Raw genomic sequence first — 26,103 nt, 5'->3', positions numbered from 1 at the left:
TATAAACTTTTTACATAAATTTTCAACTATCTTTTGTAGGTAACCGTTTTTGTAGCACGCAGGATTTTGCACTGCAGAAAGAAGCAGTTAAGCTAAGGGAACTGGAAATTCGCAGGAGAGCGAGATGGCGACTGAGTTAACCTGGCACGATGTGCTGGCTGATGAGAAACAGCAACCTTACTTTATCAATACGCTTCACACTGTTGCTGGCGAGCGTCAGTCGGGTATCACGGTCTACCCGCCGCAAAAAGATGTGTTTAACGCCTTTCGCTTCACGGAACTGGGCGACGTTAAGGTGGTGATCCTGGGACAAGATCCTTACCACGGCCCCGGCCAGGCACATGGTCTGGCGTTTTCCGTGCGCCCTGGGATCGCTCCCCCGCCGTCATTAGTGAATATGTACAAAGAGCTGGAAGCCTCCATTCCCGGCTTTGTTCGCCCAGCGCACGGTTATCTGGAAAGCTGGGCGCGCCAGGGCGTACTGTTACTGAATACGGTGCTCACGGTACGGGCAGGCCAGGCGCACTCTCATGCCAGCCTGGGGTGGGAAACCTTTACGGATAAAGTGATAAGCCTGATTAACCAACACCGCGAAGGGGTCGTCTTCTTGCTGTGGGGCTCGCACGCCCAGAAAAAAGGCGCGATTATTGATCCACAGCGCCACCATATTCTGAAAGCTCCGCATCCCTCGCCACTCTCTGCGCACCGCGGATTTTTTGGCTGTAACCATTTTGCGCTAACGAACCAATGGCTGGAACAACACGGCGAGAAAACTATCGACTGGACGCCAGTATTACCGGCTGAGAGTGAATAACGTTGGCGGCTCGCCGTTTTATCGCCCGGATAACAGCGCGAAAGCGCCTTGTCTGACCGGGCGGTAGGAAGTACATAATCGGCCCGGCGCGCGTTGCGTCACCGGGCTGCAGCCCTTACGCTTTATTCTGTCGCCACCACTCGGCGAGCAGCACGCCTGTCGCAACCGACACATTCAGGCTTTCCACGTTCCCGGTGCCGTTAATTTTCACGCACAGATCGTCGGGTTCGCGCGCCGCTTCCGGCAGGTAGTCATATTCACGGCCTAAGACCAGCACCATCTTTTCCGGCAGGGTCGTACTAAAGAGCGCCTGACCGCGATCGCTGGACGTCGTCACCACGGTGTACCCCGCCTGACGAAAATCATCCAGTACGTCAACAATGCTTTCACCAGTAATCGGCTGGACATGCTCCGCCCCGCCTTCCGCAGTACGAATCGCCGCACCGGACTCCAGCAACGCCGCATCCTGTACCACCACGCCTTTCACGCCGAAGTGCGCGCAGCTACGCATCATGCCGCCCAGATTATGCGGGTTAGCGACATCTTCCAACGCCAGCACGCAGTCTTGATCCGCCGCCTGCTTTACCCATTGCTTAACGGTCGTACCGTTACGCTTTTTAATCAGGAAACACACGCCACCGTGGTGCTCAGTCCCGGAAGCTTTTGCCAGTTCGGCTTCATCCACCACATGGTAGGCTTTACGATTCGCCGCCATCCAGCGCAGCGCCTCTTTAAAACGCGGCGTTACGCTTTGGATAAACCATGCGCGCACGATGGCGTCAGGACGGCTCTGGAATAGCGCCTGGCAGGCGTTTTCACCGTAGACGCGCGTCTCTTCCGCACGCTGGCGACGCAAAACTTCAGGGTCAATAAAACTTTTACCGCTAATACCACCATGATCGACTTTCTCAGGCGTTTCATCGCCTGGCGCGCGGGACACGGTGCGCCACGGCGAAGTTTCATGTTTACGGTCACGGCTCTGATTATTTCGCTCATCACGGGCGGGGCGACGTCCACCGTCAGTGCGAGACTTTGCTGGGCGGCCTCCCCCTTTCCCGGTACGCGGGTTATGGGTGCGTTTATCAGAGTCATCATCACTACGGACATACATCACTTTGACTTTGCCGCTTTTGTTTTTTAATTCATCGTTCATGCTTTTCTCCACCAGCGCTGCGCGAAGCGCGAAGATTACCCGATGTGCATCCGGTTAGCCATGATTTCGTTTAAAAGCTTGCGACTATTGTACTCATTGAATAAAACACATTGTTGTTTAGCACAGACTCCTCGATAATATGTAACATTATAGAAACATCCCGCGCGTAGCGGGACGTCTTCCGACGTATTCAGAGGTTAGCTATGAACACCGTTTGTACCCATTGTCAGGCCATTAACCGCATCCCCGACGATCGGCTTCAGGATGCGGCAAAATGTGGACGCTGCGGTCATGAGTTGTTTGACGGAGAAGTCATTAATGCGACCGGCGAAACGCTGGACAAACTGTTGAAGGACGATCTTCCAGTGGTGATCGACTTTTGGGCCCCCTGGTGCAGCCCTTGCCGTAACTTTGCGCCAATCTTCGAGGATGTCGCAGAAGAGCGCAGCGGTAAAGTCCGTTTCGTCAAAGTGAATACCGAGGCGGAACGGGAACTCAGCGCCCGTTTCGGTATCCGCAGCATCCCGACGATTATGATTTTTAAACATGGACAGGTGGTCGATATGCTTAATGGCGCAGTGCCTAAAGCGCCTTTCGACAGCTGGCTGAACGAAGCGCTGTAAACGCCACGGGGCGCATCTTGTGCCCCGTTTTCACCTCTGCCACAATAGCGTTTTTCTCCGCAAACGCTTTCTATGACCAATAACGCTGTCCTTCAGTTACGCGCCGAACGGCTTGCGCGCGCTACTCGCCCTTTTCTTGCCAGAGGCAATCGGGTTCGCCGCTGTCAACGCTGCCTGCTGCCGCTAAAATCTTGCCTGTGTGATACGTTAACGCCTTCTCAGGCGAAAAGCCGTTTTTGTCTGGTCATGTTTGACACTGAACCGATGAAACCCAGCAATACCGGCCGGCTGATAGCCGATATTTTGCCGGATACCGCGGCGTTTCAGTGGTCGCGTACCGAGCCGCCACAGGCGTTGCTGGAGTTGGTACAGCATCCGGATTATCAACCGATAGTGGTCTTTCCTGCGTCCTACGCCGGCGAAGCGCGCGAGGTCATTTCCACCCCGCCCGCCGGGAAACCGCCGCTGTTTATTATGCTGGACGGCACCTGGCCCGAAGCACGTAAAATGTTTCGTAAAAGCCCTTATCTGGATCATCTGCCGGTCATTTCCGTCGATTTATCGCGTCTTTCAGCTTATCGTCTGCGTGAAATCCATGCCGAAGGGCAATATTGTACCGCCGAAGTCGCGATAGCGTTGTTAGATCTGGCGGGAGATACCGAGGCGGCAACCAGTTTAGGTGAACATTTCACCCGTTTTAAAACGCGCTATCTGGCAGGAAAAACGCAACATCCGGGAAACGTCACAGCATAAAATAGCGAAAGCGTTTAAAATTATCCGGTCACTTCTGTGTAAGGGAAACCGGTATGAGCCAGCAAGGACTGGAAGCGCTACTGCGGCCAAAATCGATCGCGGTGATTGGCGCATCAATGAAGCCCCACCGCGCGGGTTACCTGATGATGCGTAACTTGTTGGCGGGCGGATTCAATGGCCCCGTCCTTCCCGTGACGCCCGCCTGGAAAGCCGTTTTAGGCGTCATGGCCTGGCCGGATATCGCCAGTCTCCCTTTCACCCCCGATCTGGCTATTTTATGCACTAACGCCAGCCGTAACCTGGCATTACTGGACGCGCTTGGCGCGAAAGGGTGTAAAACGTGCATTATCCTTTCTGCTCCCACGTCGCAACATGAAGAACTTCTTGCCTGTGCCCGGCATTATAAAATGCGTCTGCTGGGTCCAAACAGTCTTGGGCTCCTCGCGCCGTGGCAAGGGCTGAATGCCAGCTTTTCTCCCGTCCCGATTAAACAGGGCAAGCTCGCTTTTATTTCCCAGTCTGCCGCCGTTTCCAATACTATTCTTGACTGGGCGCAACAGCGTGAAATGGGCTTTTCCTACTTTATCGCGCTGGGCGATAGCCTGGATATTGATGTCGATGAACTACTGGACTATCTGGCGCGCGACAGCAAGACCAGCGCGATTTTGCTCTATCTGGAACAGTTAAGCGACGCCCGCCGTTTTGTTTCCGCCGCCCGTAGCGCTTCACGTAACAAACCGATTCTGGTGATTAAAAGCGGCCGAAGCCCGGCAGCCCAGCGTTTACTTAATACCAGCGCGGGAATGGACCCTGCGTGGGATGCGGCCATCCAGCGCGCAGGCCTGCTGCGAGTCCAGGATACGCACGAGCTTTTTTCCGCCGTCGAAACACTGAGCCATATGCGTCCGCTACGCGGCGACAGACTGATGATCATCAGCAATGGCGCCGCGCCTGCCGCGCTGGCGTTAGATGAGTTGTGGTCGCGTAACGGCAAGCTGGCGACGTTGAGCGAAGAGACCTGCCTGCAACTACGGCAGGCGCTTCCCGCGCACATTGATATTGCCAATCCGCTGGATCTGTGTGATGACGCCAGCAGCGAACATTACGTCAAAACGCTGGATATCCTGCTCGCCAGTCAGGATTTTGACGCGCTTATGGTTATCCACTCTCCCAGCGCTGCCGCGCCGGGTACGGAAAGCGCCCATGCCCTGATCGAGACGATTAAGCGCCACCCCAGAGGCAAGCTTGTTACGCTGCTGACAAACTGGTGCGGCGAGTTCTCGTCTCAGGAGGCAAGACGGCTATTCAGCGAAGCCGGATTACCAACCTACCGTACGCCGGAAGGCACGATTACCGCGTTTATGCATATGGTGGAATACCGGCGTAACCAGAAGCAACTGCGAGAAACGCCAGCGTTGCCGAGTAACCTGACGTCCAATACCGCTGAGGCGCATAATCTGTTACAGCGGGCGATTGCGGAAGGCGCCGCCTCACTGGATACCCATGAAGTACAGCCGATTTTACACGCCTATGGGCTGCACACGCTCCCAACCTGGATTGCCAGCGACAGCGCTGAAGCGGTGCATATCGCCGAACAGATAGGCTATCCGGTAGCTCTCAAGCTGCGCTCGCCCGACATTCCGCATAAATCTGAAGTTCAGGGGGTCATGCTTTACCTGCGGACCGCAAGCGAGGTACAACAGGCCGCGAACGCCATTTTTGATCGTGTAAAGATGGCCTGGCCGCAAGCGCGGATTCACGGTTTGCTGGTACAAAGCATGGCTAACCGCGCCGGCGCGCAGGAGCTTCGTGTGGTGGTCGAGCACGATCCGGTGTTTGGTCCTTTGATTATGTTGGGTGAAGGCGGCGTAGAGTGGCGTCCGGAAGAGCAGGCTGTCGTCGCGCTGCCGCCGCTCAACATGAACCTGGCGCGCTATCTGGTGATTCAGGGCATTAAACAGCGGAAAATTCGCGCCCGTAGCGCGCTGCGTCCGCTGGATATTGTCGGTTTAAGCCAATTGCTGGTCCAGGTTTCAAACCTGATTGTCGACTGCCCGGAAATTCAGCGTCTGGATATCCATCCGCTGCTGGCTTCCGCCAGTGAGTTTACCGCGCTGGATGTGACGCTGGATATTGCCCCGTTTGATGGCGATAACGAAAGTCGACTTGCGGTACGCTCCTATCCCCACCAGCTTGAAGAGTGGGTGGAGATGAAAAATGGCGATCGCTGCCTGTTCCGTCCTATCCTGCCGGAAGATGAGCCCCAACTGCGACAATTCATCGCACAGGTCACCAAAGAGGATCTTTACTACCGTTATTTCAGCGAGATCAACGAATTCACCCATGAAGATTTAGCCAACATGACGCAGATCGACTACGATCGAGAAATGGCCTTTGTGGCCGTGAGGCGGATGGACAATGCTGAAGAGATCCTCGGCGTAACGCGCGCGATCTCCGATCCTGACAACGTAGATGCCGAATTTGCCGTATTGGTACGTTCAGATCTCAAAGGGTTGGGTTTAGGACGCCGTTTAATGGAGAAATTGATTGCCTATACTCGCGATCACGGATTGAAGCGGCTGAACGGTATTACGATGCCAAACAATCGCGGCATGGTCGCGCTGGCCAGAAAACTGGGATTTCAGGTCGATATTCAGCTCGAAGAGGGCATCGTGGGATTGACGCTGAATCTGGCCAAATGTGATGAATCGTGAGTAATGTACTGGAAATGTTGACCACTTTAACGGGTACTGATGTTATTATTGCTCGCTTATGTCGTCTGCATAGCACAGAGGACCCTTCAATGAACAGAGAAGAAATGCACTGTGATGTTGTCAAAATTTAAGCGTAATAAACATCAACAACACCTTGCCCAACTCCCTAAGATTTCTCAGTCAGTTGATGATGTAGATTTCTTTTATACTCCTGCTACTTTTCGGGAGACACTGCTGGAGAAAATCGCCAGCGCGACGCAGCGTATTTGTATCGTTGCCCTGTATCTGGAACAGGACGATGGGGGTAAAGGTATACTCGACGCGCTCTATGCGGCTAAACGGCAGCGTCCTGAACTGGACGTGAGGGTGCTGGTCGACTGGCATCGCGCGCAACGCGGGCGTATTGGCGCAGCGGCCTCGAATACCAATGCAGACTGGTATTGCCGACTGGCGCAGGAAAACCCCGGCATTGATGTCCCGGTTTACGGCGTACCGATTAATACGCGAGAAGCGCTTGGCGTACTGCATTTTAAAGGCTTTATCATTGATGATAGCGTCCTGTACAGCGGCGCCAGCCTGAACGATGTCTATCTCCATCAGCATGACAAATATCGCTACGATCGCTACCAGCTGATTCGCAATCGGCAAATGGCAGACATCATGTTTGACTGGGTGACGCAAAATCTGATGAATGGCCGTGGTGTGAATCGTCTGGATAATACCCAGCGGCCGAAAAGCCCGGAGATTAAAAACGATATCCGCTTATACCGTCAGGAGCTGCGTGATGCGTCATATCATTTTCAGGGTGACGCTAATGACGAGCAACTCTCCGTTACGCCGCTGGTCGGGCTTGGCAAATCCAGTCTGCTGAACAAAACCATTTTCCATCTCATGCCCTGTGCGGAGCATAAGCTCACCATTTGTACCCCTTATTTCAATCTACCAGCGGTGCTGGTGCGGAATATTATTCAGCTACTGCGCGACGGAAAGAAAGTCGAAATCATTGTTGGCGATAAAACCGCGAATGATTTTTACATTCCGGAAGATGAACCGTTCAAGATCATTGGCGCGTTGCCCTATCTCTATGAGATTAACCTGCGCCGCTTCCTGAGCCGTTTACAGTATTACGTCAATACCGATCAGCTTGTGGTGCGTCTGTGGAAAGATGACGACAATACCTATCATTTGAAAGGGATGTGGGTAGATGATAAATGGATGCTACTCACCGGCAACAATCTGAATCCCCGCGCCTGGCGTCTGGATCTGGAAAACGCCATTCTGATCCACGATCCTAAGCAGGAGCTTGCCCCTCAGCGGGAAAAAGAGCTGGAACTTATCCGAACGCACACAACCATCGTAAAACATTATCGTGACCTGCAGAGCATTGCCGACTATCCGATAAAAGTGCGTAAATTGATTCGCCGTCTGCGCCGGATCCGCATCGACAGATTAATTAGTCGTATCCTGTAATCGAAGCCCCGTCCTGTACGGGGTTTTCTCTTAGGAGTGAACTGGTGCGCGTGTTGATTCCTTTTACGGTGTTGTTTCTCTCCGGGTGCAGCCATCTGGCTAACGACCACTGGAGCGGTCAGGATAAAGCCCAGCATTTTATGGCATCAGCGATGCTATCGGCAGCCGGTAATGAGTATGCGCGTCACCAGGGAGTAAGCCCTGACCGCAGCGCAGCGATAGGGCTGATGTTTTCTTTGAGTCTCGGAGCCTCAAAAGAACTCTGGGACAGCCGCCCGGAAGGCAGCGGCTGGAGCTGGAAAGATTTTGTCTGGGATGTCGCTGGCGCGACAACCGGTTACGCTATCTGGCAAATGGCGCGATACTAAAGGCGTAAGCCCTTTCCTTTACGGTGCAACATCAACGAAACCAGGAAAGCCAGAACGGCCATCGCGGTAACATACCAGAAGAACGAACTCTCCATACCGACAGATTTTAGCGACAGCGCGACATATTCCGCAGAGCCGCCAAATAACGCGTTTGCTACCGCGTAAGATAAACCGACGCCCAGGGCGCGAACCTGCGCCGGAAACATCTCTGCTTTCAGGATCCCGCTAATCGAGGTATAGAAACTCACAATCAATAGCGCGCACATCACTAAAGCAAATGCGGCATAAGGCGACGTCACATTCTGCAACGCGGAGAGAATTGGAACGGTGAAAAGCGTCGCGAGTGCGCCAAAACATAGCATAGAGGTGCGCCTGCCAATCTTATCGGATAACGCGCCGAATAACGGCTGCACAAACATGAAAACACACAGCGCGACCGTCATAATGCCGCTGGCGACATTGGCATGCATACCTGCTGTATTTACCAGATATTTCTGTATATAGGTGGTGAAGGTATAAAAGCACAGCGAGCCTGCCGCGGTGAAACCAAGCACCATCAAAAAGGCTTTGCGATTACGCCACAAACCTTTCAACGAACCGGCTTCTTTTAATGCGCGAGTCTCATGCTTCGAGGTTTCATCCAGCTGGCGACGTAGCCATAACGCCACAACCGCCAGCACGGCGCCCAGCGCAAAGGGAATACGCCATCCCCAGGCACGAAGCTCAGCATCCTCCAGAACCTGCTGCAAAATCACAACGACCAGCAATGCCAGTAGTTGGCCACCGATAAGCGTAACGTACTGAAACGACGCGAAAAATCCCTTACGACCTTCAAGCGCAACTTCACTCATATATGTCGCGCTGGTCCCATACTCTCCCCCTACCGAGAGCCCCTGAAATAACCTTGCAATAAGTAGCAGCGCCGGTGCCCAGGTGCCGATGGTATCGTAACCAGGTAAGCAGGCAATCACCAGCGACCCCATGCACATCATGCACACCGAAATCAACATTGAGGCTTTGCGCCCGCGTCGATCGGCAATGCGTCCAAACAGCCAACCACCGATAGGCCGCATTAAAAAACCGGCGGCAAAGACGCCTGCCGTTTGCAAAAGCTGAGTAGTGGTATTACCAGAAGGAAAGAAGATATGTGCAAAATAGAGCGAGCAGAAAGAGTAGACGTAGAAATCAAACCATTCCACTAAGTTTCCGGAAGAGGCCCCCACGATAGCCCATATGCGTCGCCGCATCTCCGGAGCCTCAGCGTTATTTTTATCTATACGCTGAATAATTTCTGCCATACTGTTCTCCTTGTTGCCAGGCTTAATCGGCCTTTTATTTTGGAGATTCAGATTACGCGAGACCCAAAAGTAAATAAAGTGTTAATTATTTGTTTGCTAATTTTTATCCCCACCGTGCCTGATGCTGGCGTTTCCGTTTCAGATAGTCTTCGTCCTGACGGATTTTATCCCACCAACCTTTGAAAACCGTTGCCGCCGCGGCCTTAATAGGATCATTACCCCGTGTATTCAGGCTGCCGTCTTCTGCATACTTTTTACCGCCTTTATAGTTAGCGTATCGCCTGGCGCGGGTGTATCCCATCTGAATAAATTTACGCGCCATGTCCATACCAACGAAATCATCCTGCTGCCGGTAAGCTTCGAACAACTGGTAGACCTGTTCTGCGGATTTCATCGCCGATGCTTCATCTTTATAGCGCCAGAAAGGAAGAATTTCGCTTTTGTAGGGTTCAACCAGTAGCACCCCCTGCTCGCCTCGTCCAACCTGATACAATTCAGGCTGCTGGCGGAAGTCAATGCTGGAAAAGTCCTGCTGGTAGTTAAAAGGTTTGATAGCCAATGAAAATCCTCACTGCTTATATAAGCACGTGTAAAGGATAGTTCATCGTTAACGATTGGGTGGGATGTACTCTTGTCGGTTCTACAAGAACACCAGCTTCGTAGGGGGGATAATTCCTGTAGGCCGGATAAGGCGGAGCCGCCATCCGGCAGAAACAGACAAAAACAAAAGGCCCTGTCTTCCGACAGGGCCCTTCGTTTTATTTGATGCCTGGCAGTTCCCTACTCTCGCATGGGGAGACCCCACACTACCATCGGCGCTACGGCGTTTCACTTCTGAGTTCGGCATGGGGTCAGGTGGGACCACCGCGCTAGTGCCGCCAGGCAAATTCTTTGTGCTCTGTACGCAATTCTTTATCGCATCAGCGGCGTTGCCTGCGCTCGTAAACTCAGTCACATACTTCTGTATGCTCCTTCCTTTCCTTCGCTTGCCGCCTTGCTGCTGCGCAAAGTATTGCGTACTCAACTCTGAATCACTGCTGAAAATCGTCTTCTCATCCGCCAAAACATCTTCGGCGTTGTAAGGTTAAGCCTCACGGTTCATTAGTACCGGTTAGCTCAACGCATCGCTGCGCTTACACACCCGGCCTATCAACGTCGTCGTCTTCAACGTTCCTTCAGGAGACTTTAAGTCTCAGGGAGAACTCATCTCGGGGCAAGTTTCGTGCTTAGATGCTTTCAGCACTTATCTCTTCCGCATTTAGCTACCGGGCAGTGCCATTGGCATGACAACCCGAACACCAGTGATGCGTCCACTCCGGTCCTCTCGTACTAGGAGCAGCCCCCCTCAGTTCTCCAGCGCCCACGGCAGATAGGGACCGAACTGTCTCACGACGTTCTAAACCCAGCTCGCGTACCACTTTAAATGGCGAACAGCCATACCCTTGGGACCTACTTCAGCCCCAGGATGTGATGAGCCGACATCGAGGTGCCAAACACCGCCGTCGATATGAACTCTTGGGCGGTATCAGCCTGTTATCCCCGGAGTACCTTTTATCCGTTGAGCGATGGCCCTTCCATTCAGAACCACCGGATCACTATGACCTGCTTTCGCACCTGCTCGCGCCGTCACGCTCGCAGTCAAGCTGGCTTATGCCATTGCACTAACCTCCTGATGTCCGACCAGGATTAGCCAACCTTCGTGCTCCTCCGTTACTCTTTAGGAGGAGACCGCCCCAGTCAAACTACCCACCAGACACTGTCCGCAACCCGGGTAACGGGTCCACGTTAGAACATCAAACATTAAAGGGTGGTATTTCAAGGTCGGCTCCATGCAGACTGGCGTCCACACTTCAAAGCCTCCCACCTATCCTACACATCAAGGCTCAATGTTCAGTGTCAAGCTATAGTAAAGGTTCACGGGGTCTTTCCGTCTTGCCGCGGGTACACTGCATCTTCACAGCGAGTTCAATTTCACTGAGTCTCGGGTGGAGACAGCCTGGCCATCATTACGCCATTCGTGCAGGTCGGAACTTACCCGACAAGGAATTTCGCTACCTTAGGACCGTTATAGTTACGGCCGCCGTTTACCGGGGCTTCGATCAGGAGCTTCGCTTGCGCTGACCCCATCAATTAACCTTCCGGCACCGGGCAGGCGTCACACCGTATACGTCCACTTTCGTGTTTGCACAGTGCTGTGTTTTTAATAAACAGTTGCAGCCAGCTGGTATCTTCGACTGACTTCAGCTCCATGAGTAAATCACTTCACCTACGTGTCAGCGTGCCTTCTCCCGAAGTTACGGCACCATTTTGCCTAGTTCCTTCACCCGAGTTCTCTCAAGCGCCTTGGTATTCTCTACCTGACCACCTGTGTCGGTTTGGGGTACGATTTGATGTTACCTGATGCTTAGAGGCTTTTCCTGGAAGCAGGGCATTTGTTGCTTCAGCACCGTAGTGCCTCGTCGTCACGCCTCAGTGTTAAAGTGAACCGGATTTACCTGGAACACACACCTACACGCTTAAACCGGGACAACCGTCGCCCGGCCAACATAGCCTTCTCCGTCCCCCCTTCGCAGTAACACCAAGTACGGGAATATTAACCCGTTTCCCATCGACTACGCCTTTCGGCCTCGCCTTAGGGGTCGACTCACCCTGCCCCGATTAACGTTGGACAGGAACCCTTGGTCTTCCGGCGAGCGGGCTTTTCACCCGCTTTATCGTTACTTATGTCAGCATTCGCACTTCTGATACCTCCAGCATGCCTCACGACACACCTTCACAGGCTTACAGAACGCTCCCCTACCCAACAACACACAGTGTCGCTGCCGCAGCTTCGGTGCATGGTTTAGCCCCGTTACATCTTCCGCGCAGGCCGACTCGACCAGTGAGCTATTACGCTTTCTTTAAATGATGGCTGCTTCTAAGCCAACATCCTGGCTGTCTGGGCCTTCCCACATCGTTTCCCACTTAACCATGACTTTGGGACCTTAGCTGGCGGTCTGGGTTGTTTCCCTCTTCACGACGGACGTTAGCACCCGCCGTGTGTCTCCCGTGATAACATTCTCCGGTATTCGCAGTTTGCATCGGGTTGGTAAGCCGGGATGGCCCCCTAGCCGAAACAGTGCTCTACCCCCGGAGATGAATTCACGAGGCGCTACCTAAATAGCTTTCGGGGAGAACCAGCTATCTCCCGGTTTGATTGGCCTTTCACCCCCAGCCACAGGTCATCCGCTAATTTTTCAACATTAGTCGGTTCGGTCCTCCAGTTAGTGTTACCCAACCTTCAACCTGCCCATGGCTAGATCACCGGGTTTCGGGTCTATACCCTGCAACTTAACGCCCAATTAAGACTCGGTTTCCCTCCGGCTCCCCTATTCGGTTAACCTTGCTACAGAATATAAGTCGCTGACCCATTATACAAAAGGTACGCAGTCACACAGGTAAACCTGTGCTCCCACTGCTTGTACGTACACGGTTTCAGGTTCTTTTTCACTCCCCTCGCCGGGGTTCTTTTCGCCTTTCCCTCACGGTACTGGTTCACTATCGGTCAGTCAGGAGTATTTAGCCTTGGAGGATGGTCCCCCCATATTCAGACAGGATACCACGTGTCCCGCCCTACTCATCGAGCTCACAGCACATGCGCTTTTGTGTACGGGGCTGTCACCCTGTATCGCGCGCCTTTCCAGACGCTTCCACTAACACACATGCTGATTCAGGCTCTGGGCTCCTCCCCGTTCGCTCGCCGCTACTGGGGGAATCTCGGTTGATTTCTTTTCCTCGGGGTACTTAGATGTTTCAGTTCCCCCGGTTCGCCTCATTAACCTATGGATTCAGTTAATGATAGTGTGACGAGTCACACTGGGTTTCCCCATTCGGGTATCGCCGGTTATAACGGTTCATATCACCTTACCGGCGCTTATCGCAGATTAGCACGCCCTTCATCGCCTCTGACTGCCAGGGCATCCACCGTGTACGCTTAGTCGCTTAACCTCACAACCCGAAGATGTTTCTTACGATTCATCATCGTGTTGCGAAAATTTGAGAGACTCACGAACAATTTTCGTTGTTCTGTGTTTCAATTTTCAGCTTGATCCAGATTTTTAAAGAGCAAATATCTCAAACGTGACTCGTAAGTCAGTTTTGAGATATTAAGGCAGGTGACTTTCACTCACAAACCAGCAAGTGGCGTCCCCTAGGGGATTCGAACCCCTGTTACCGCCGTGAAAGGGCGGTGTCCTGGGCCTCTAGACGAAGGGGACGTATCAGTCTGCTTCGCAAGACGCCTTGCTATTTACTTTTCATCAGACAATCTGTGTGAGCACTGCAAAGTACGCTTCTTTAAGGTAAGGAGGTGATCCAACCGCAGGTTCCCCTACGGTTACCTTGTTACGACTTCACCCCAGTCATGAATCACAAAGTGGTAAGCGCCCTCCCGAAGGTTAAGCTACCTACTTCTTTTGCAACCCACTCCCATGGTGTGACGGGCGGTGTGTACAAGGCCCGGGAACGTATTCACCGTGGCATTCTGATCCACGATTACTAGCGATTCCGACTTCATGGAGTCGAGTTGCAGACTCCAATCCGGACTACGACGCACTTTATGAGGTCCGCTTGCTCTCGCGAGGTCGCTTCTCTTTGTATGCGCCATTGTAGCACGTGTGTAGCCCTGGTCGTAAGGGCCATGATGACTTGACGTCATCCCCACCTTCCTCCAGTTTATCACTGGCAGTCTCCTTTGAGTTCCCGGCCTAACCGCTGGCAACAAAGGATAAGGGTTGCGCTCGTTGCGGGACTTAACCCAACATTTCACAACACGAGCTGACGACAGCCATGCAGCACCTGTCTCACAGTTCCCGAAGGCACAAATCCATCTCTGGATTCTTCTGTGGATGTCAAGACCAGGTAAGGTTCTTCGCGTTGCATCGAATTAAACCACATGCTCCACCGCTTGTGCGGGCCCCCGTCAATTCATTTGAGTTTTAACCTTGCGGCCGTACTCCCCAGGCGGTCTACTTAACGCGTTAGCTCCGGAAGCCACGCCTCAAGGGCACAACCTCCAAGTAGACATCGTTTACGGCGTGGACTACCAGGGTATCTAATCCTGTTTGCTCCCCACGCTTTCGCACCTGAGCGTCAGTCTTTGTCCAGGGGGCCGCCTTCGCCACCGGTATTCCTCCAGATCTCTACGCATTTCACCGCTACACCTGGAATTCTACCCCCCTCTACAAGACTCAAGCCTGCCAGTTTCGAATGCAGTTCCCAGGTTGAGCCCGGGGATTTCACATCCGACTTGACAGACCGCCTGCGTGCGCTTTACGCCCAGTAATTCCGATTAACGCTTGCACCCTCCGTATTACCGCGGCTGCTGGCACGGAGTTAGCCGGTGCTTCTTCTGCGGGTAACGTCAATTGCTGCGGTTATTAACCACAACACCTTCCTCCCCGCTGAAAGTACTTTACAACCCGAAGGCCTTCTTCATACACGCGGCATGGCTGCATCAGGCTTGCGCCCATTGTGCAATATTCCCCACTGCTGCCTCCCGTAGGAGTCTGGACCGTGTCTCAGTTCCAGTGTGGCTGGTCATCCTCTCAGACCAGCTAGGGATCGTCGCCTTGGTGAGCCGTTACCTCACCAACAAGCTAATCCCATCTGGGCACATCTGATGGCAAGAGGCCCGAAGGTCCCCCTCTTTGGTCTTGCGACGTTATGCGGTATTAGCCACCGTTTCCAGTAGTTATCCCCCTCCATCAGGCAGTTTCCCAGACATTACTCACCCGTCCGCCACTCGTCAGCGAAGCAGCAAGCTGCTTCCTGTTACCGTTCGACTTGCATGTGTTAGGCCTGCCGCCAGCGTTCAATCTGAGCCATGATCAAACTCTTCAATTTAAAAGTTTGATGCTCAAAGAATTAAACTTCGTAATGAATTACGTGTTCACTCTTGAGACTTGGTATTCATTTTTCGTCCGAGGACGTTAAGAATCCGTATCTTCGAGTGCCCACACAGATTGTCTGATAAATTGTTAAAGAGCAGGTGCGACGCGGCTTACAGCTCACCGTCGCGAGGTGGCGTATATTACGCTTTCCTCTTTTTGAGTCAAGCCTTTATTTTCGCTTTCCTCACAGGCTTCTTAACGAAGCCTTTCTGACCCGGCGGCCTGTATGCCGTTGTTCCGTGTCAGTGGTGGCGCATTATAGGGAGTTATTAGAGCCTGACAAGACCTAAATGCAAAAAAAAGCTCAACCGTTCACTTTTCAAACAACATTTGAACCAAAAGCCTATTTTCGCCTGGTTTTTAAACAAAAACGAGCCCGTCAGGGCCCGTTTTATTCAAATTTGTGACTTACTGCACTGCCACAATACGATCATCACTGGCTTCAAGGCGAATCACTTTGCCAGGAACCAGTTCACCAGACAGGATTTGCTGCGCCAGTGGGTTTTCGATCTGCTGTTGAATAGCACGTTTTAACGGACGCGCCCCGTAGACCGGATCGTAACCGTTGGCGCTCAACAGTTTCAGCGCCTCGTCGGAGATATGGATTTCATAACCACGTTCTTCCAGACGTTTGTACAGACGCTGCAGCTGGATCTGAGCAATAGAAGCGATGTGTTGCTCACCTAACGGATGGAATACCACAACTTCATCAATACGGTTGATAAATTCCGGACGGAAGTTTTGGCTAACCACACCCAGCACCATCTCTTTCATTCGACCGTAATCCAGTTCGCCAAAGCGCTCCTGAATGAGATCGGAACCGAGGTTAGAAGTCATAATGACCACCGTATTACGGAAGTCGACCGTTCTCCCCTGCCCGTCAGTCAGCCGACCGTCGTCCAGCACCTGCAACAGAATGTTGAATACATCCGGATGCGCTTTTTCTACTTCATCCAACAAGATGACGGAATAAGGACGACGGCGTACCGCTTCCGTCAAATAACCGCCTTCTTCATAGCCGACATATCCCGGAGGCGCCCCGACCAAACGAGACACGGAGTGTTTCTCCATAAACTCGGACATATCGATACGCACCATCGCGTCGTCGCTGTCGAACATAAAGTTAGCCAGCGCTTTACACAGTTCGGTTTTACCGACCCCCGTCGGCCCCAGGAACAGGAAGGAACCAATCGGACGGTTCGGATCGGACAGCCCAGCACGGCTACGACGTATGGCGTTCGATACTGCTTCAACGGCTTCATTCTGCCCGATCACACGGCTGTGTAACTCTTGTTCCATACGCAACAGTTTTTCACGTTCGCCTTCCAGCATTCTGGCAACCGGAATACCGGTCCAGCGCGCCAGCACTTCGGCAATTTCCGCATCCGTTACTTTGTTACGTAACAGACGCATGGTTTTACCTTCCGACTGGGTCGCGGCTTCCAGCTGTTTTTCCAGCTCCGGAATTTTGCCGTACTGCAGTTCAGACATTCGCGCCAGGTCGCCAACGCGACGCGCCTGCTCGATGGCGATCTTCGCCTGCTCCAGCTCCGCTTTAATAGTTTGCGTCCCAGAAAGCGATGCTTTTTCCGCTTTCCACTCTTCTTCCAGCTCAGAGTACTGACGCTCTTTATCGTCCAGTTCTTCGTTGAGCATATCGAGACGTTTTTTACTCGCCTCGTCAGACTCTTTCATCAACGCCTGCTGTTCCAGTTTGAGCTGAATAATCCGGCGGTCGAGTCTGTCCAGCTCCTCCGGCTTAGAGTCAATCTGCATACGAATGCTGGATGCCGCTTCATCGATGAGGTCGATAGCTTTATCCGGCAACTGACGGTCGGCGATATAGCGGTGAGATAATGTTGCCGCCGCCACAATCGCCGGGTCAGTGATCTGCACATGGTGGTGCAGCTCGTAACGTTCTTTCAGGCCACGCAGAATAGCGATGGTGTCTTCCACTGAAGGTTCTGCGACAAACACTTTTTGAAAACGACGTTCCAGCGCCGCGTCTTTTTCAATGTACTGACGGTATTCATCCAGCGTGGTGGCGCCCACACAGTGCAGTTCACCACGCGCCAGCGCCGGTTTCAGCATATTCCCGGCGTCCATGGCGCCATCAGCCTTACCTGCGCCAACCATCGTGTGCAGCTCGTCAATAAACAGGATGACGTTGCCTTCCTGTTTCGCCAGATCGTTCAGCACGCCTTTCAGACGCTCTTCAAATTCGCCGCGATATTTCGCCCCCGCCACCAGCGCGCCCATATCCAGCGCCAGTACGCGGCGACCTTTTAAGCCTTCAGGGACTTCACCGTTAATAATGCGCTGCGCCAGTCCTTCAACAATTGCCGTTTTACCGACCCCTGGCTCACCGATTAACACCGGGTTGTTTTTGGTACGACGTTGCAGTACCTGAATGGTACGGCGAATTTCTTCATCACGACCAATTACCGGGTCAAGCTTGCCTTGTTCAGCCCGCTCGGTCAGATCGACGGTATATTTTTTCAAGGCCTGACGTTGGTCTTCAGCCCCTTGATCGTTCACGCTTTCACCTCCGCGCATCTGTTCAATTGCCTGAGTGATATTGGCCGTGGTCGCACCGGCTGATTTCAGCAGATCGGTTAACGTGCCGCGAGACTCAAGCGCCGCCAGAACAAACAGCTCTGACGAAATAAAATTGTCTCCCCGTTTTTGCGCCAGCTTGTCGCAAAGGTTCAGTACGCGTACCAGTTCCGAAGAAGGCTGTACGTCGCCGCCGGTGCCTTCCACCTGCGGTAAACGGCTCAGCGCCTGATCGATAGCGGTGCGCAACTGGCCAGCATTAATGCCGGCGGAGGTTAATAAAGGACGTATCGATCCCCCTTCCTGGTTCAGCAAGGCGCTCATTAAATGAAGAGGTTCGATGAATTGGTTGTCGTGCCCCAGCGCGAGCGACTGGGCATCGGCAAGAGCAAGCTGGAATTTGTTAGTAAGACGATCCAGACGCATAACTCCTCCCATAACAGGTCAAAATTGCTACTGGAGATTAAATGAGGTCATCCCTCAATTATTCAAGGTGAATGACCTGAATTATGTGAAAAGAAAGTTACCCGTACCGGATCGTCTTGATTCTTTAGGTTATATCAGCCAAATAAAACTTGCCATACGACCTGTCGTCTTGTCGCGACGATAAGAGAAGAAAGTCTCACTTTCGCTAAAGGTGCAGCGATCCCCGCCATAGACATGTTCAACGCCGGTATTCGCCAGACGTTGGCATGCAAGCTGATAAATATCCGCCAGAAATTTTTCCCCGTGCGGCAAAAATGCGCTATCGGCTTGCGCATCTTTTGCTAAAAATGCGTCACGCACTTCCGGCCCCACTTCAAACGCGGTCGGGCCGATCGCCGGACCTAACCAGGCGATGATATTTTCTGGTTTGTCAGCAAAGCAGGTGACAGTTTCCTCCAGTACGCCTTCACATAATCCGCGCCAGCCCGCATGAGCCGCCGCCACTTCTGTTCCCTCACGGTTACAGAATAGCACAGGCAGGCAGTCTGCCGTCATTACCGCGCAGACGGTTCCTGGCGTATTGCTGTAAGACGCATCCGCACGTTTGGAGGCATAAGGTTCTCCGGTAAGCCTCAACACATTTTTACCGTGAACCTGTTCAAGCCAGACAGGTTTCGAAGGCAGATTGCCCGCCGCAAACAGACGCTTGCGGTTCTCTTCAACATGCTCCGGGTTATCGCCGCAATGCGCGCCCAGATTCAGCGAGTCGTAAGGCGGTAAACTCACCCCGCCAATACGGGTAGAACTACAGGCTGCGACGCCTTTCGGCAGCGGCCACTGCGGGACAATCAGTGCATTCATAACCAGTCCACATCATCTTTATGATCTTCAAAATCGGCGCGCATCGCATCGATAAGGTCCACCATATCTTGTGGAATCGGCGCGTGCCACTCCATTTCGATACCCGATACAGGATGGTAGAGACGCAGCATTGTTGCATGCAGCGCCTGGCGGTCAAACTTACGCAGCGTGGAAATAAATTCTTCCGATGCGCCTTTCGGTGGACGTGGACGACCACCGTAGACCTGATCGCCCACTAACGGGTGCGTAATATGCGCCATATGCACGCGGATCTGGTGCGTACGCCCGGTCTCCAGACGCAACCTAAGACGCGTGTGCACACGGAAATGTTCCATAATGCGGTAGTGGGTCACCGCCGGTTTGCCCATGGGATGCACCGACATATGGGTACGTTTGGTCGGGTGACGACTGATGGGTTCATTCACCGTTCCTCCCGCCGTCATATGTCCGATCGCGACCGCTTCATATTCGCGGGTGATCTCGCGCAGCTGCAAAGACTCCACCAGGCGCGTTTGCGCCGGAACGGTTTTGGCCACCACCATCAGCCCCGTCGTGTCCTTATCCAGACGATGCACAATGCCCGCGCGCGGGACATCCGCAATCGGCGGATAATAATGTAGCAACGCGTTCAGTACCGTACCGTCCGGGTTACCCGCGCCAGGATGTACCACCAGATCGCGTGGTTTGTTGATAACCAGAATATCGTCATCTTCATAAACAATATCTAACGGGATATCCTGCGCTTCAAAACGAATCTCTTCGTCGATCTCCGCATCAATAGCCACCCGCTCGCCGCCTAACACTTTTTCTTTTGGCTTATCGCAAAGTTGACCATTGACCAACACGCGCTGATTCAAAATCCATTCTTTTATACGCGAACGTGAATAATCCGGGAACATTTCGGCCAAAGCCTGATCTAAGCGTTGACCGAGTTGGTTTTCGGAGACCGTTGCGGTGAGTTGTACTCGTTGTGCCATATACAGCTTCTTCGTTTAACGTTGGGTTTTACGGCTTTGCCGTTTAATATAGTGTGCTATTGTAGCTGGTCTTAACCGGGAGCAGGAACAGAGAATCTCCCGTAAAACATTTTGAGGAAAGTCAAAACGTCATGACGCGCATGAAATATCTGGTGGCAGCAGCCACGTTGAGCCTGTTTCTGGCGGGTTGCTCGGGTTCAAAGGAAGAGGTGCCCGATAATCCGCCGAATGAAATCTACGCGACTGCTCAGCAAAAGCTGCAGGACGGTAACTGGAAACAGGCAATAACGCAATTGGAAGCGTTAGATAATCGTTATCCATTCGGACCGTATTCTCAGCAGGTGCAGTTGGATCTTATCTACGCCTATTACAAAAACGCCGATTTGCCGCTAGCGCAGGCCGCCATCGATCGTTTTATGCGTCTTAATCCAACGCACCCTAATATTGACTATGTCATGTACATGCGCGGCCTGACGAACATGGCGCTGGATGATAGCGCGCTGCAAGGTTTCTTTGGCGTCGATCGCAGCGATCGCGATCCGCAACATGCGCGGGCGGCGTTCAATGACTTTTCGAAACTGGTACGCAGCTATCCTAATAGCCAGTACACCACCGACGCCACTAAGCGTCTGGTATTCCTGAAAGACCGTCTGGCGAAATATGAATATTCCGTCGCAGAGTACTATACCGCGCGCGGCGCATGGGTTGCGGTCGTAAACCGGGTAGAAGGTATGCTACGCAATTATCCTGATACGCAGGCCACGCGCGATGCGTTGCCGCTGATGGAAAACGCCTATCGTCAGATGCAGCTGAATGCGCAGGCTGACAAAGTCGCGAAAATTATTGCCGCTAACAGCAAAAACACCTGAAGCAATACCAACAAGCAAAACGGCAGCCTTCCGGCTGCCGTTTTTTTATTCGATATCTGATGCAACAGAAATGATTTCACTGCAACGCATCCAGTCAAATATGGCCTGCTTTCAGCCATTCCTCAAGTAAAAGATCGCTTCTTCCTGCGATGCCTCACAAAAAGTTCGCCTTGACAAAAAGTGACAAAATAATGTGATTTACATCACACATTTTGACATTAAGAACGGTATGCTGGAATCACCAAGACGGGAAAGACAAGAGGTAAAATTTATGACAATGAACATTACCAGTAAACAAATGGAAATTACTCCGGCAATCCGCCAACATGTCGCAGACCGTCTCGCCAAACTGGAAAAATGGCAAACTCACCTGATTAATCCTCATATCATTCTGTCTAAAGAGCCACAGGGCTTTATTGCTGACGCCACCATTAATACACCGAACGGACATCTGGTCGCCAGCGCAAAACACGAAGATATGTACACCGCTATTAATGAATTGATCAACAAGCTGGAACGGCAGCTCAATAAAGTGCAGCATAAAGGCGAAGCCCGTCGTGCCACCGCATCGGTGAAAGATGCCAGCTTCGTCGAAGCAGAAGAAGAGTAGTCCCTTACATTGAGTGTATCGCCAACGCGCCTTCGGGCGCGTTTTTTGTTGACAGGATTAAAACAGTACGGGTACTGTACTTACGTACACAAAGGAAACAGTTATGAAGCTAACCCGGTTTTTCTTCGCATTCTTTTTTATCTTCCCCTGACTGGGAGGCGTTTCGTCATGTGATAAAGAATGCGAAGACGAACAAGAAGGCCTCCCCCACCGGGAGGCCTTTTTTATTGATAACAAAAAAGGCAACACTATGACATCGGAAAACCCATTACTGGCGCTGCGAGATAAAATCAGCGCTTTAGACGAAGAGTTACTGGCCTTACTGGCAAAACGACGCGCGCTGGCGATTGAAGTGGGACAAGCAAAACTACTGTCGCATCGTCCGGTTCGGGATATCGATCGTGAACGCGCGCTGCTGGACAGACTCATCCATCTCGGTAAAGCCCACCATCTCGACGCACACTACATTACCCGTCTGTTCCAGCTTATCATTGAAGACTCCGTGCTTACTCAGCAGGCGCTGCTGCAACAACATCTGAATAATACTCACCCTCATTCGGCACGTATTGCGTTTCTTGGGCCGAAAGGCTCCTATTCTCATCTCGCGGCGCGCCAGTATGCTGCACGCCATTTTGAGCAATTTATTGAGAGCGGCTGCGCAAAATTCGCCGATATTTTTCATCAGGTCGAAACCGGCCAGGCCGATTACGCCGTGGTTCCGATAGAGAACACCAGCTCCGGCGCTATCAACGATGTGTACGACTTATTGCAACACACCAGTCTGTCGATTGTCGGTGAGATGACTGTCACTATCGATCACTGCGTGCTGGTTTCCGGCGCTACAGATCTGAATACCATCGAAACGGTGTACAGCCATCCGCAGCCGTTTCAGCAGTGCAGTAAATTTTTGAGCCGCTATCCGCACTGGAAAATCGACTATACCGAGAGTACGTCGGCAGCGATGGAAAAAGTCGCGCAGGCAAACTCTCCGCGCGTCGCGGCGCTCGGCAGCGAGGCAGGCGGCATGTTGCACGGTTTACAGGTGCTGGAACGCATTGCCGCAAACCAGACGCAGAATATCACCCGCTTTCTGGTACTGGCGCGCAAAGCCATCAACGTTTCCGATCAGGTTCCGGCAAAAACCACTCTGTTAATCGCCACCGGGCAGCAAGCTGGCGCGCTGGTCGAAGCGCTGCTGGTGCTGCGTAACCACAATCTCATCATGACGAAACTGGAGTCGCGCCCCATTCACGGCAATCCGTGGGAAGAGATGTTTTATCTCGATATTCAGGCGAACCTGGAGTCGCAGGTAATGCAAAGCGCGCTAAAAGAGCTGGGCGAGATCACGCGCTCAATGAAAGTGCTTGGCTGCTATCCCAGCGAAAACGTCGTGCCGGTAGAACCTGCCTGACGTTCAATAAAACGGCTTTTCTTCATCCCTGCGACGGCTACCTGCAGGGTGAAGATGGCGCCGGAGAGCGGATAATCCGCCACTTCCTGAGCAGACATATTTTCTCTGGTAGTTGTAATAAACAGCGTTTTCATATCTGCGCCGCCAAAGCAAACCATCGTCGGACAACGTACCGGCAACCGGTACTCTTCCAGCTGCTCTCCTTGCGGTGAGAAACGCGCCACGCACCAGCCGTCAAACATCGCGCTCCAGTAGCACCCTTCGCTATCCATCGCCGCGCCGTCGGGAAGTCCTTCTCCTTCGCCAAAATGGCGAAAAAGTTCACGCTTGCCCGGATCGCCATGCTTATCAAGTAACGTGCGGTATATCACGCCATTCGGCGTATCGGAGGTATACATCCACTGGTTATCCGGGCTGAACGCCAGGCCGTTGTGTCCCTGGATATCGCACTGGATCACTTTTGCCGTCAGGTCATGATCGATCCGCATCAGCAACGCGCCATTATAGTCACCTGGCGCCCAGAACGTTCCGGCATAAAAACGTCCATCGCCATCAGTGCCGCCATCGTTGAAACGCGCCAGTTTCGTATTAGAGGGATTGTCGCAAACCTTACGCTGCAATAATCCATTTTTATCGGCCAGCCAGATAGCATGACGCATGGCCACAATAAATCCGCCCTGCTCACGCAAGGCAAAACAGCCCACCTCTTCCGGAAACGCCAGCACGCTATGCGTCCCGCTCGCCGGATGGTAACGATGGATCTCCTGTTCCAGGATATCGGTCCAATACAGCGCGCTTTCATCCTCGCTCCATGTGGGGCATTCTGGTAAATGTCCGGCATAATCAAATAAAACGTGCGGCGTAGTCATAACGGTTCCTTAAACGAAAAAAGCCAGCAAAGCTGGCTTTTAGTATAGATGTCATCATTATGGTCGGCTGTCATTCGCCTGACGCAATAACACACGGCTTTCATTCTGGAAGCGTCTGGCATAATCGCCAAACCAGTGTTCAACTTTGCGAAAACTGTCGATAAAAGCCTGCTTATCACCTTGTTCCAGTAACCCGATCGCATCGCCAAAACGTTTATAGTAACGCTTGATAAGCGCCAGATTGCGCTCCGACGACATAATAATGTCCGCATACAGCTGCGGGTCCTGGGCGAACAGACGCCCGACCATCGCCAGCTCCAGTCGATAAATCGGCGATGATAGCGCCAGAAGCTGCTCAAGCTGGACGTTCTCTTCCGCCAGATGCAGCCCATAAGCGAAGGTAGCAAAATGGCGCAACGCCTGGATAAAAGCCATGTTCTGATCGTGCTCGACAGCGCTAATTCGGTGCAACCGAGCGCCCCACACCTGGATTTGCTCAAGGAACCACTGATACGCTTCCGGTTGACGCCCGTCACACCAGACCACCACCTGCTTCGCCAGGCTCCCGCTGTCCGGGCCAAACATCGGATGCAAGCCCAACACGGGGCCATCATGGGCCGCCAACATTGCCTGTAACGGATCGCTTTTCACCGATGCCAGATCGACCAGAATACAGTCGGACGGCAGGGGCGGCAGTTGCGCTATGACCTGTTCAGTAACATGAATCGGCACGCTGACGATCACCATTCCGGCATCGGCGACAATGTCCCTGGCGCGCGGCCAGTCCTGCTGTTCCAGAATACGGACCTGATAGCCCGACAGCGTGAGCATTTTTTCAAACAGACGCCCCATCTGTCCGCCGCCGCCCACAATGACGACCGGACGCAGAGAAGGACAAAGCGTTTTGAACCCCTTATCATTTTCGCTGGAGTAAGATTCACGCATTACCCGGCGCAGGACATCTTCAATGAGATCGGGCGGGACACCGATCGCTTCTGCTTCCGCCCGTCGTGAAGCCAGCATAGAGGCCTCACGCTCCGGCACGTAAATAGGCAGGCCAAAACGGCTTTTCACCTCGCCGACTTTGGCAACCAGTTCCAGGCGCTTAGCCAGTAAATTCAACAACGCTTTATCGACATCATCTATTTGATCGCGTAACGCGGTCAATTCAGCAACCATAACAACCTCTTATGCGACGCGCACCGCCAGCTGGCCGCTCAAATCTTTATGAATTTCACGTAACAGGGCATCGGTCATCTCCCAGCTAATACAAGCATCGGTGACGGAAACGCCATACTTCATTTCGCTGCGCGGCTGTTCGGAAGACTGATTACCCTCATGAATATTACTTTCAATCATTAAGCCAATGATTGAACGATTGCCATCTTTAATCTGCGCAACCACAGATTCGGCAACGGCTGGCTGGCGGCGATAATCTTTATTGGAGTTACCATGACTGCAATCTACCATCAGCGAAGGACGTAGTCCCGCCTGTTCCATCTCTTTTTCACACTGAGCGACATCTGCCGGGCTATAGTTTGGCGCTTTGCCGCCACGCAAAATCACATGGCCATGCGGATTTCCCTGGGTTTGCAATAACGCAACCTGACCGGCCTGGTTAATGCCAACAAAACGATGAGGTTGCGCAGCGGCGCGCATGGCGTTAATCGCTGTCGCCAGGCTGCCATCCGTGCCGTTTTTAAAGCCGACCGGCATAGAAAGACCAGACGCCATTTCGCGGTGGGTTTGCGATTCGGTTGTGCGCGCGCCTATCGCCGACCAGCTAAACAGATCGCCCAGGTATTGCGGGCTGTTCGGATCCAACGCTTCGGTCGCCAATGGCAACCCCATATTCACCAGTTCCACCAGTAGCTGACGCGCTATTTTCAACCCGGCTTCCACATCAAATGAGCCATCCATGTGAGGATCGTTAATCAGCCCTTTCCAGCCGACGGTAGTTCGCGGCTTTTCAAAATAGACGCGCATTACCAGATAGAGGCTATCGCTGACCTCTGCGGCAAGGGCTTTAAATCGACGGGCATATTCCAGAGCGGTTTCAGGATCGTGAATAGAACAAGGACCGCATACCACCAACAGACGCGGATCGCGCCCGGCAATAATGTCAGAAATGATTCCCCGGGACTGCGCTATCTGCGCTTCCTGCGCCAGGCTCAACGGAAAGGCCGCTTTAAGCTGCTCCGGCGTCATTAATACCTGTTCATCGGTGATACGTACGTTATTCAGCGCGTCTTTTTGCATGATGGCGATCCTGTCTTTTCTTGTTTGCGATAGTTGATCCTCCACGAGGATGTTTAAACCATACCACAAAAAGTAAAGATTTCAATCCATATTACGTAAAATAAACTTTACACCATGCGCAATCGTCGATTAACCCCCTCCA

The 26,103-nt window shown here is 52.7% G+C and carries 19 protein-coding genes, 1 tRNA gene, 3 rRNA genes and 1 other annotated feature; of the genes, 10 read left to right on the top strand and 13 right to left on the bottom strand.

Annotation, left to right across the window (positions count from 1 at the left end):
* The first annotated feature begins 124 nt into the window (after positions 1-124).
* Positions 125-814, top strand: a complete 690-nt coding sequence (gene ung / locus J1G48_RS05625) for a uracil-DNA glycosylase (protein ID WP_000179978.1) — start codon at positions 125-127, stop codon at positions 812-814.
* A gap of 115 nt (positions 815-929) precedes the next feature.
* Here ung and J1G48_RS05620 read toward each other — a convergent pair whose 3' ends face one another.
* The gene (locus J1G48_RS05620) at positions 930-1,967 is read right to left on the bottom strand and encodes a tRNA/rRNA methyltransferase (protein ID WP_000997368.1); all 1,038 of its coding nucleotides are present in this window, start codon (positions 1,965-1,967) and stop codon (positions 930-932) included.
* A gap of 203 nt (positions 1,968-2,170) precedes the next feature.
* Here J1G48_RS05620 and trxC point away from each other — a divergent pair, with 203 nt between their 5' ends.
* From trxC to J1G48_RS05595, 5 genes are all read left to right on the top strand, one after another.
* Positions 2,171-2,590: a thioredoxin TrxC gene (gene trxC / locus J1G48_RS05615; protein ID WP_001098733.1), complete on the top strand. Its 420-nt coding sequence runs from the start codon at positions 2,171-2,173 to the stop codon at positions 2,588-2,590.
* Between the two features lie 72 nt (positions 2,591-2,662).
* The gene (gene tapT / locus J1G48_RS05610) at positions 2,663-3,343 is read left to right on the top strand and encodes a tRNA-uridine aminocarboxypropyltransferase (protein ID WP_000183642.1); all 681 of its coding nucleotides are present in this window, start codon (positions 2,663-2,665) and stop codon (positions 3,341-3,343) included.
* Positions 3,344-3,396: 53 nt separating this feature from the next.
* Positions 3,397-6,057 (top strand): protein lysine acetyltransferase, encoded by a 2,661-nt coding sequence (gene pat / locus J1G48_RS05605; RefSeq protein WP_000082648.1) that lies wholly within the window; start codon positions 3,397-3,399, stop codon positions 6,055-6,057.
* Positions 6,058-6,171: 114 nt separating this feature from the next.
* A complete protein-coding gene (gene pssA, locus J1G48_RS05600) occupies positions 6,172-7,527 on the top strand; it encodes a CDP-diacylglycerol--serine O-phosphatidyltransferase (protein WP_000949286.1) in 1,356 nt (451 codons plus the stop codon).
* Between the two features lie 44 nt (positions 7,528-7,571).
* Entirely contained in the window at positions 7,572-7,895 is a 324-nt protein-coding gene (locus J1G48_RS05595) for a YfiM family lipoprotein (RefSeq protein WP_001264473.1), read from the top strand.
* Here the strand turns inward: J1G48_RS05595 and J1G48_RS05590 are convergent.
* From J1G48_RS05590 to rluD, 9 genes are all read right to left on the bottom strand, one after another.
* Positions 7,892-9,193, bottom strand: a complete 1,302-nt coding sequence (locus J1G48_RS05590) for an MFS transporter (protein ID WP_000807811.1) — start codon at positions 9,191-9,193, stop codon at positions 7,892-7,894. The genes J1G48_RS05595 and J1G48_RS05590 overlap by 4 nt on opposite strands.
* A 103-nt stretch (positions 9,194-9,296) precedes the next feature.
* Positions 9,297-9,752 carry a DUF4385 domain-containing protein gene (locus tag J1G48_RS05585; protein WP_000985655.1) on the bottom strand — a complete coding sequence of 152 codons (456 nt, stop codon included), beginning with the start codon at positions 9,750-9,752 and terminating at the stop codon, positions 9,297-9,299.
* 208 nt (positions 9,753-9,960) lie between these two features.
* Positions 9,961-10,076: ribosomal RNA gene (gene rrf, locus J1G48_RS05580) — 5S ribosomal RNA — on the bottom strand.
* Between the two features lie 197 nt (positions 10,077-10,273).
* Positions 10,274-13,180: ribosomal RNA gene (locus J1G48_RS05575) — 23S ribosomal RNA — on the bottom strand.
* 193 nt (positions 13,181-13,373) lie between these two features.
* Positions 13,374-13,449: transfer RNA gene (locus J1G48_RS05570), tRNA-Glu, on the bottom strand.
* Positions 13,450-13,534: 85 nt separating this feature from the next.
* Positions 13,535-15,076 (bottom strand): 16S ribosomal RNA (locus J1G48_RS05565).
* Together the 16S, 23S and 5S rRNA genes with 1 tRNA gene alongside form the textbook arrangement of a ribosomal RNA operon.
* A gap of 455 nt (positions 15,077-15,531) precedes the next feature.
* Positions 15,532-18,105 (bottom strand): ATP-dependent chaperone ClpB, encoded by a 2,574-nt coding sequence (gene clpB, locus J1G48_RS05560; RefSeq protein ID WP_001235093.1) that lies wholly within the window; start codon positions 18,103-18,105, stop codon positions 15,532-15,534.
* 129 nt (positions 18,106-18,234) lie between these two features.
* Positions 18,235-18,966 (bottom strand): purine nucleoside phosphorylase YfiH, encoded by a 732-nt coding sequence (gene yfiH / locus J1G48_RS05555; RefSeq protein ID WP_000992636.1) that lies wholly within the window; start codon positions 18,964-18,966, stop codon positions 18,235-18,237.
* Positions 18,963-19,943 (bottom strand): 23S rRNA pseudouridine(1911/1915/1917) synthase RluD, encoded by a 981-nt coding sequence (rluD, locus tag J1G48_RS05550; protein ID WP_000079130.1) that lies wholly within the window; start codon positions 19,941-19,943, stop codon positions 18,963-18,965. Before rluD ends, yfiH begins: the two co-directional genes overlap by 4 nt.
* 131 nt (positions 19,944-20,074) lie before the next feature.
* On the opposite strand from rluD, the gene bamD reads away from it, so the two are divergent.
* The 4 genes from bamD to pheA all read left to right on the top strand — a co-directional run bounded on the left by bamD (position 20,075) and on the right by pheA (position 22,833).
* Positions 20,075-20,812 carry an outer membrane protein assembly factor BamD gene (gene bamD / locus J1G48_RS05545; protein WP_000197660.1) on the top strand — a complete coding sequence of 246 codons (738 nt, stop codon included), beginning with the start codon at positions 20,075-20,077 and terminating at the stop codon, positions 20,810-20,812.
* Positions 20,813-21,083: 271 nt separating this feature from the next.
* A complete protein-coding gene (gene raiA, locus J1G48_RS05540) occupies positions 21,084-21,422 on the top strand; it encodes a ribosome-associated translation inhibitor RaiA (protein WP_000178449.1) in 339 nt (112 codons plus the stop codon).
* Between the two features lie 102 nt (positions 21,423-21,524).
* Positions 21,525-21,650, top strand: a sequence feature (Phe leader region).
* A complete protein-coding gene (gene pheL, locus J1G48_RS05535; RefSeq protein WP_010989056.1) occupies positions 21,526-21,573 on the top strand; it encodes a pheA operon leader peptide PheL in 48 nt (15 codons plus the stop codon). It overlaps the preceding feature by 48 nt.
* 22 nt (positions 21,651-21,672) lie before the next feature.
* Positions 21,673-22,833 carry a bifunctional chorismate mutase/prephenate dehydratase gene (gene pheA / locus J1G48_RS05530; protein WP_000200077.1) on the top strand — a complete coding sequence of 387 codons (1,161 nt, stop codon included), beginning with the start codon at positions 21,673-21,675 and terminating at the stop codon, positions 22,831-22,833.
* On the opposite strand, the gene J1G48_RS05525 is transcribed toward pheA, so the two are convergent.
* From J1G48_RS05525 to aroF, 3 genes are read right to left on the bottom strand one after another with little or no spacing between them, the layout of a single operon-like run.
* Entirely contained in the window at positions 22,794-23,702 is a 909-nt protein-coding gene (locus J1G48_RS05525; RefSeq protein WP_000210982.1) for an SMP-30/gluconolactonase/LRE family protein, read from the bottom strand. The genes pheA and J1G48_RS05525 overlap by 40 nt on opposite strands.
* A 57-nt stretch (positions 23,703-23,759) precedes the next feature.
* Positions 23,760-24,881 (bottom strand): bifunctional chorismate mutase/prephenate dehydrogenase, encoded by a 1,122-nt coding sequence (tyrA, locus tag J1G48_RS05520; protein WP_000225188.1) that lies wholly within the window; start codon positions 24,879-24,881, stop codon positions 23,760-23,762.
* Between the two features lie 9 nt (positions 24,882-24,890).
* Positions 24,891-25,961, bottom strand: a complete 1,071-nt coding sequence (gene aroF, locus J1G48_RS05515) for a 3-deoxy-7-phosphoheptulonate synthase AroF (RefSeq protein WP_001168062.1) — start codon at positions 25,959-25,961, stop codon at positions 24,891-24,893.
* Between the last annotated feature and the right edge of the window lie 142 nt (positions 25,962-26,103).

Origin of the sequence: Salmonella sp. SAL-020, assembly GCF_017372215.1 — a bacterium.
Taxonomy (GTDB): domain Bacteria; phylum Pseudomonadota; class Gammaproteobacteria; order Enterobacterales; family Enterobacteriaceae; genus Salmonella; species Salmonella enterica.
This window is presented reverse-complemented; position numbering and strand designations above follow the sequence as displayed.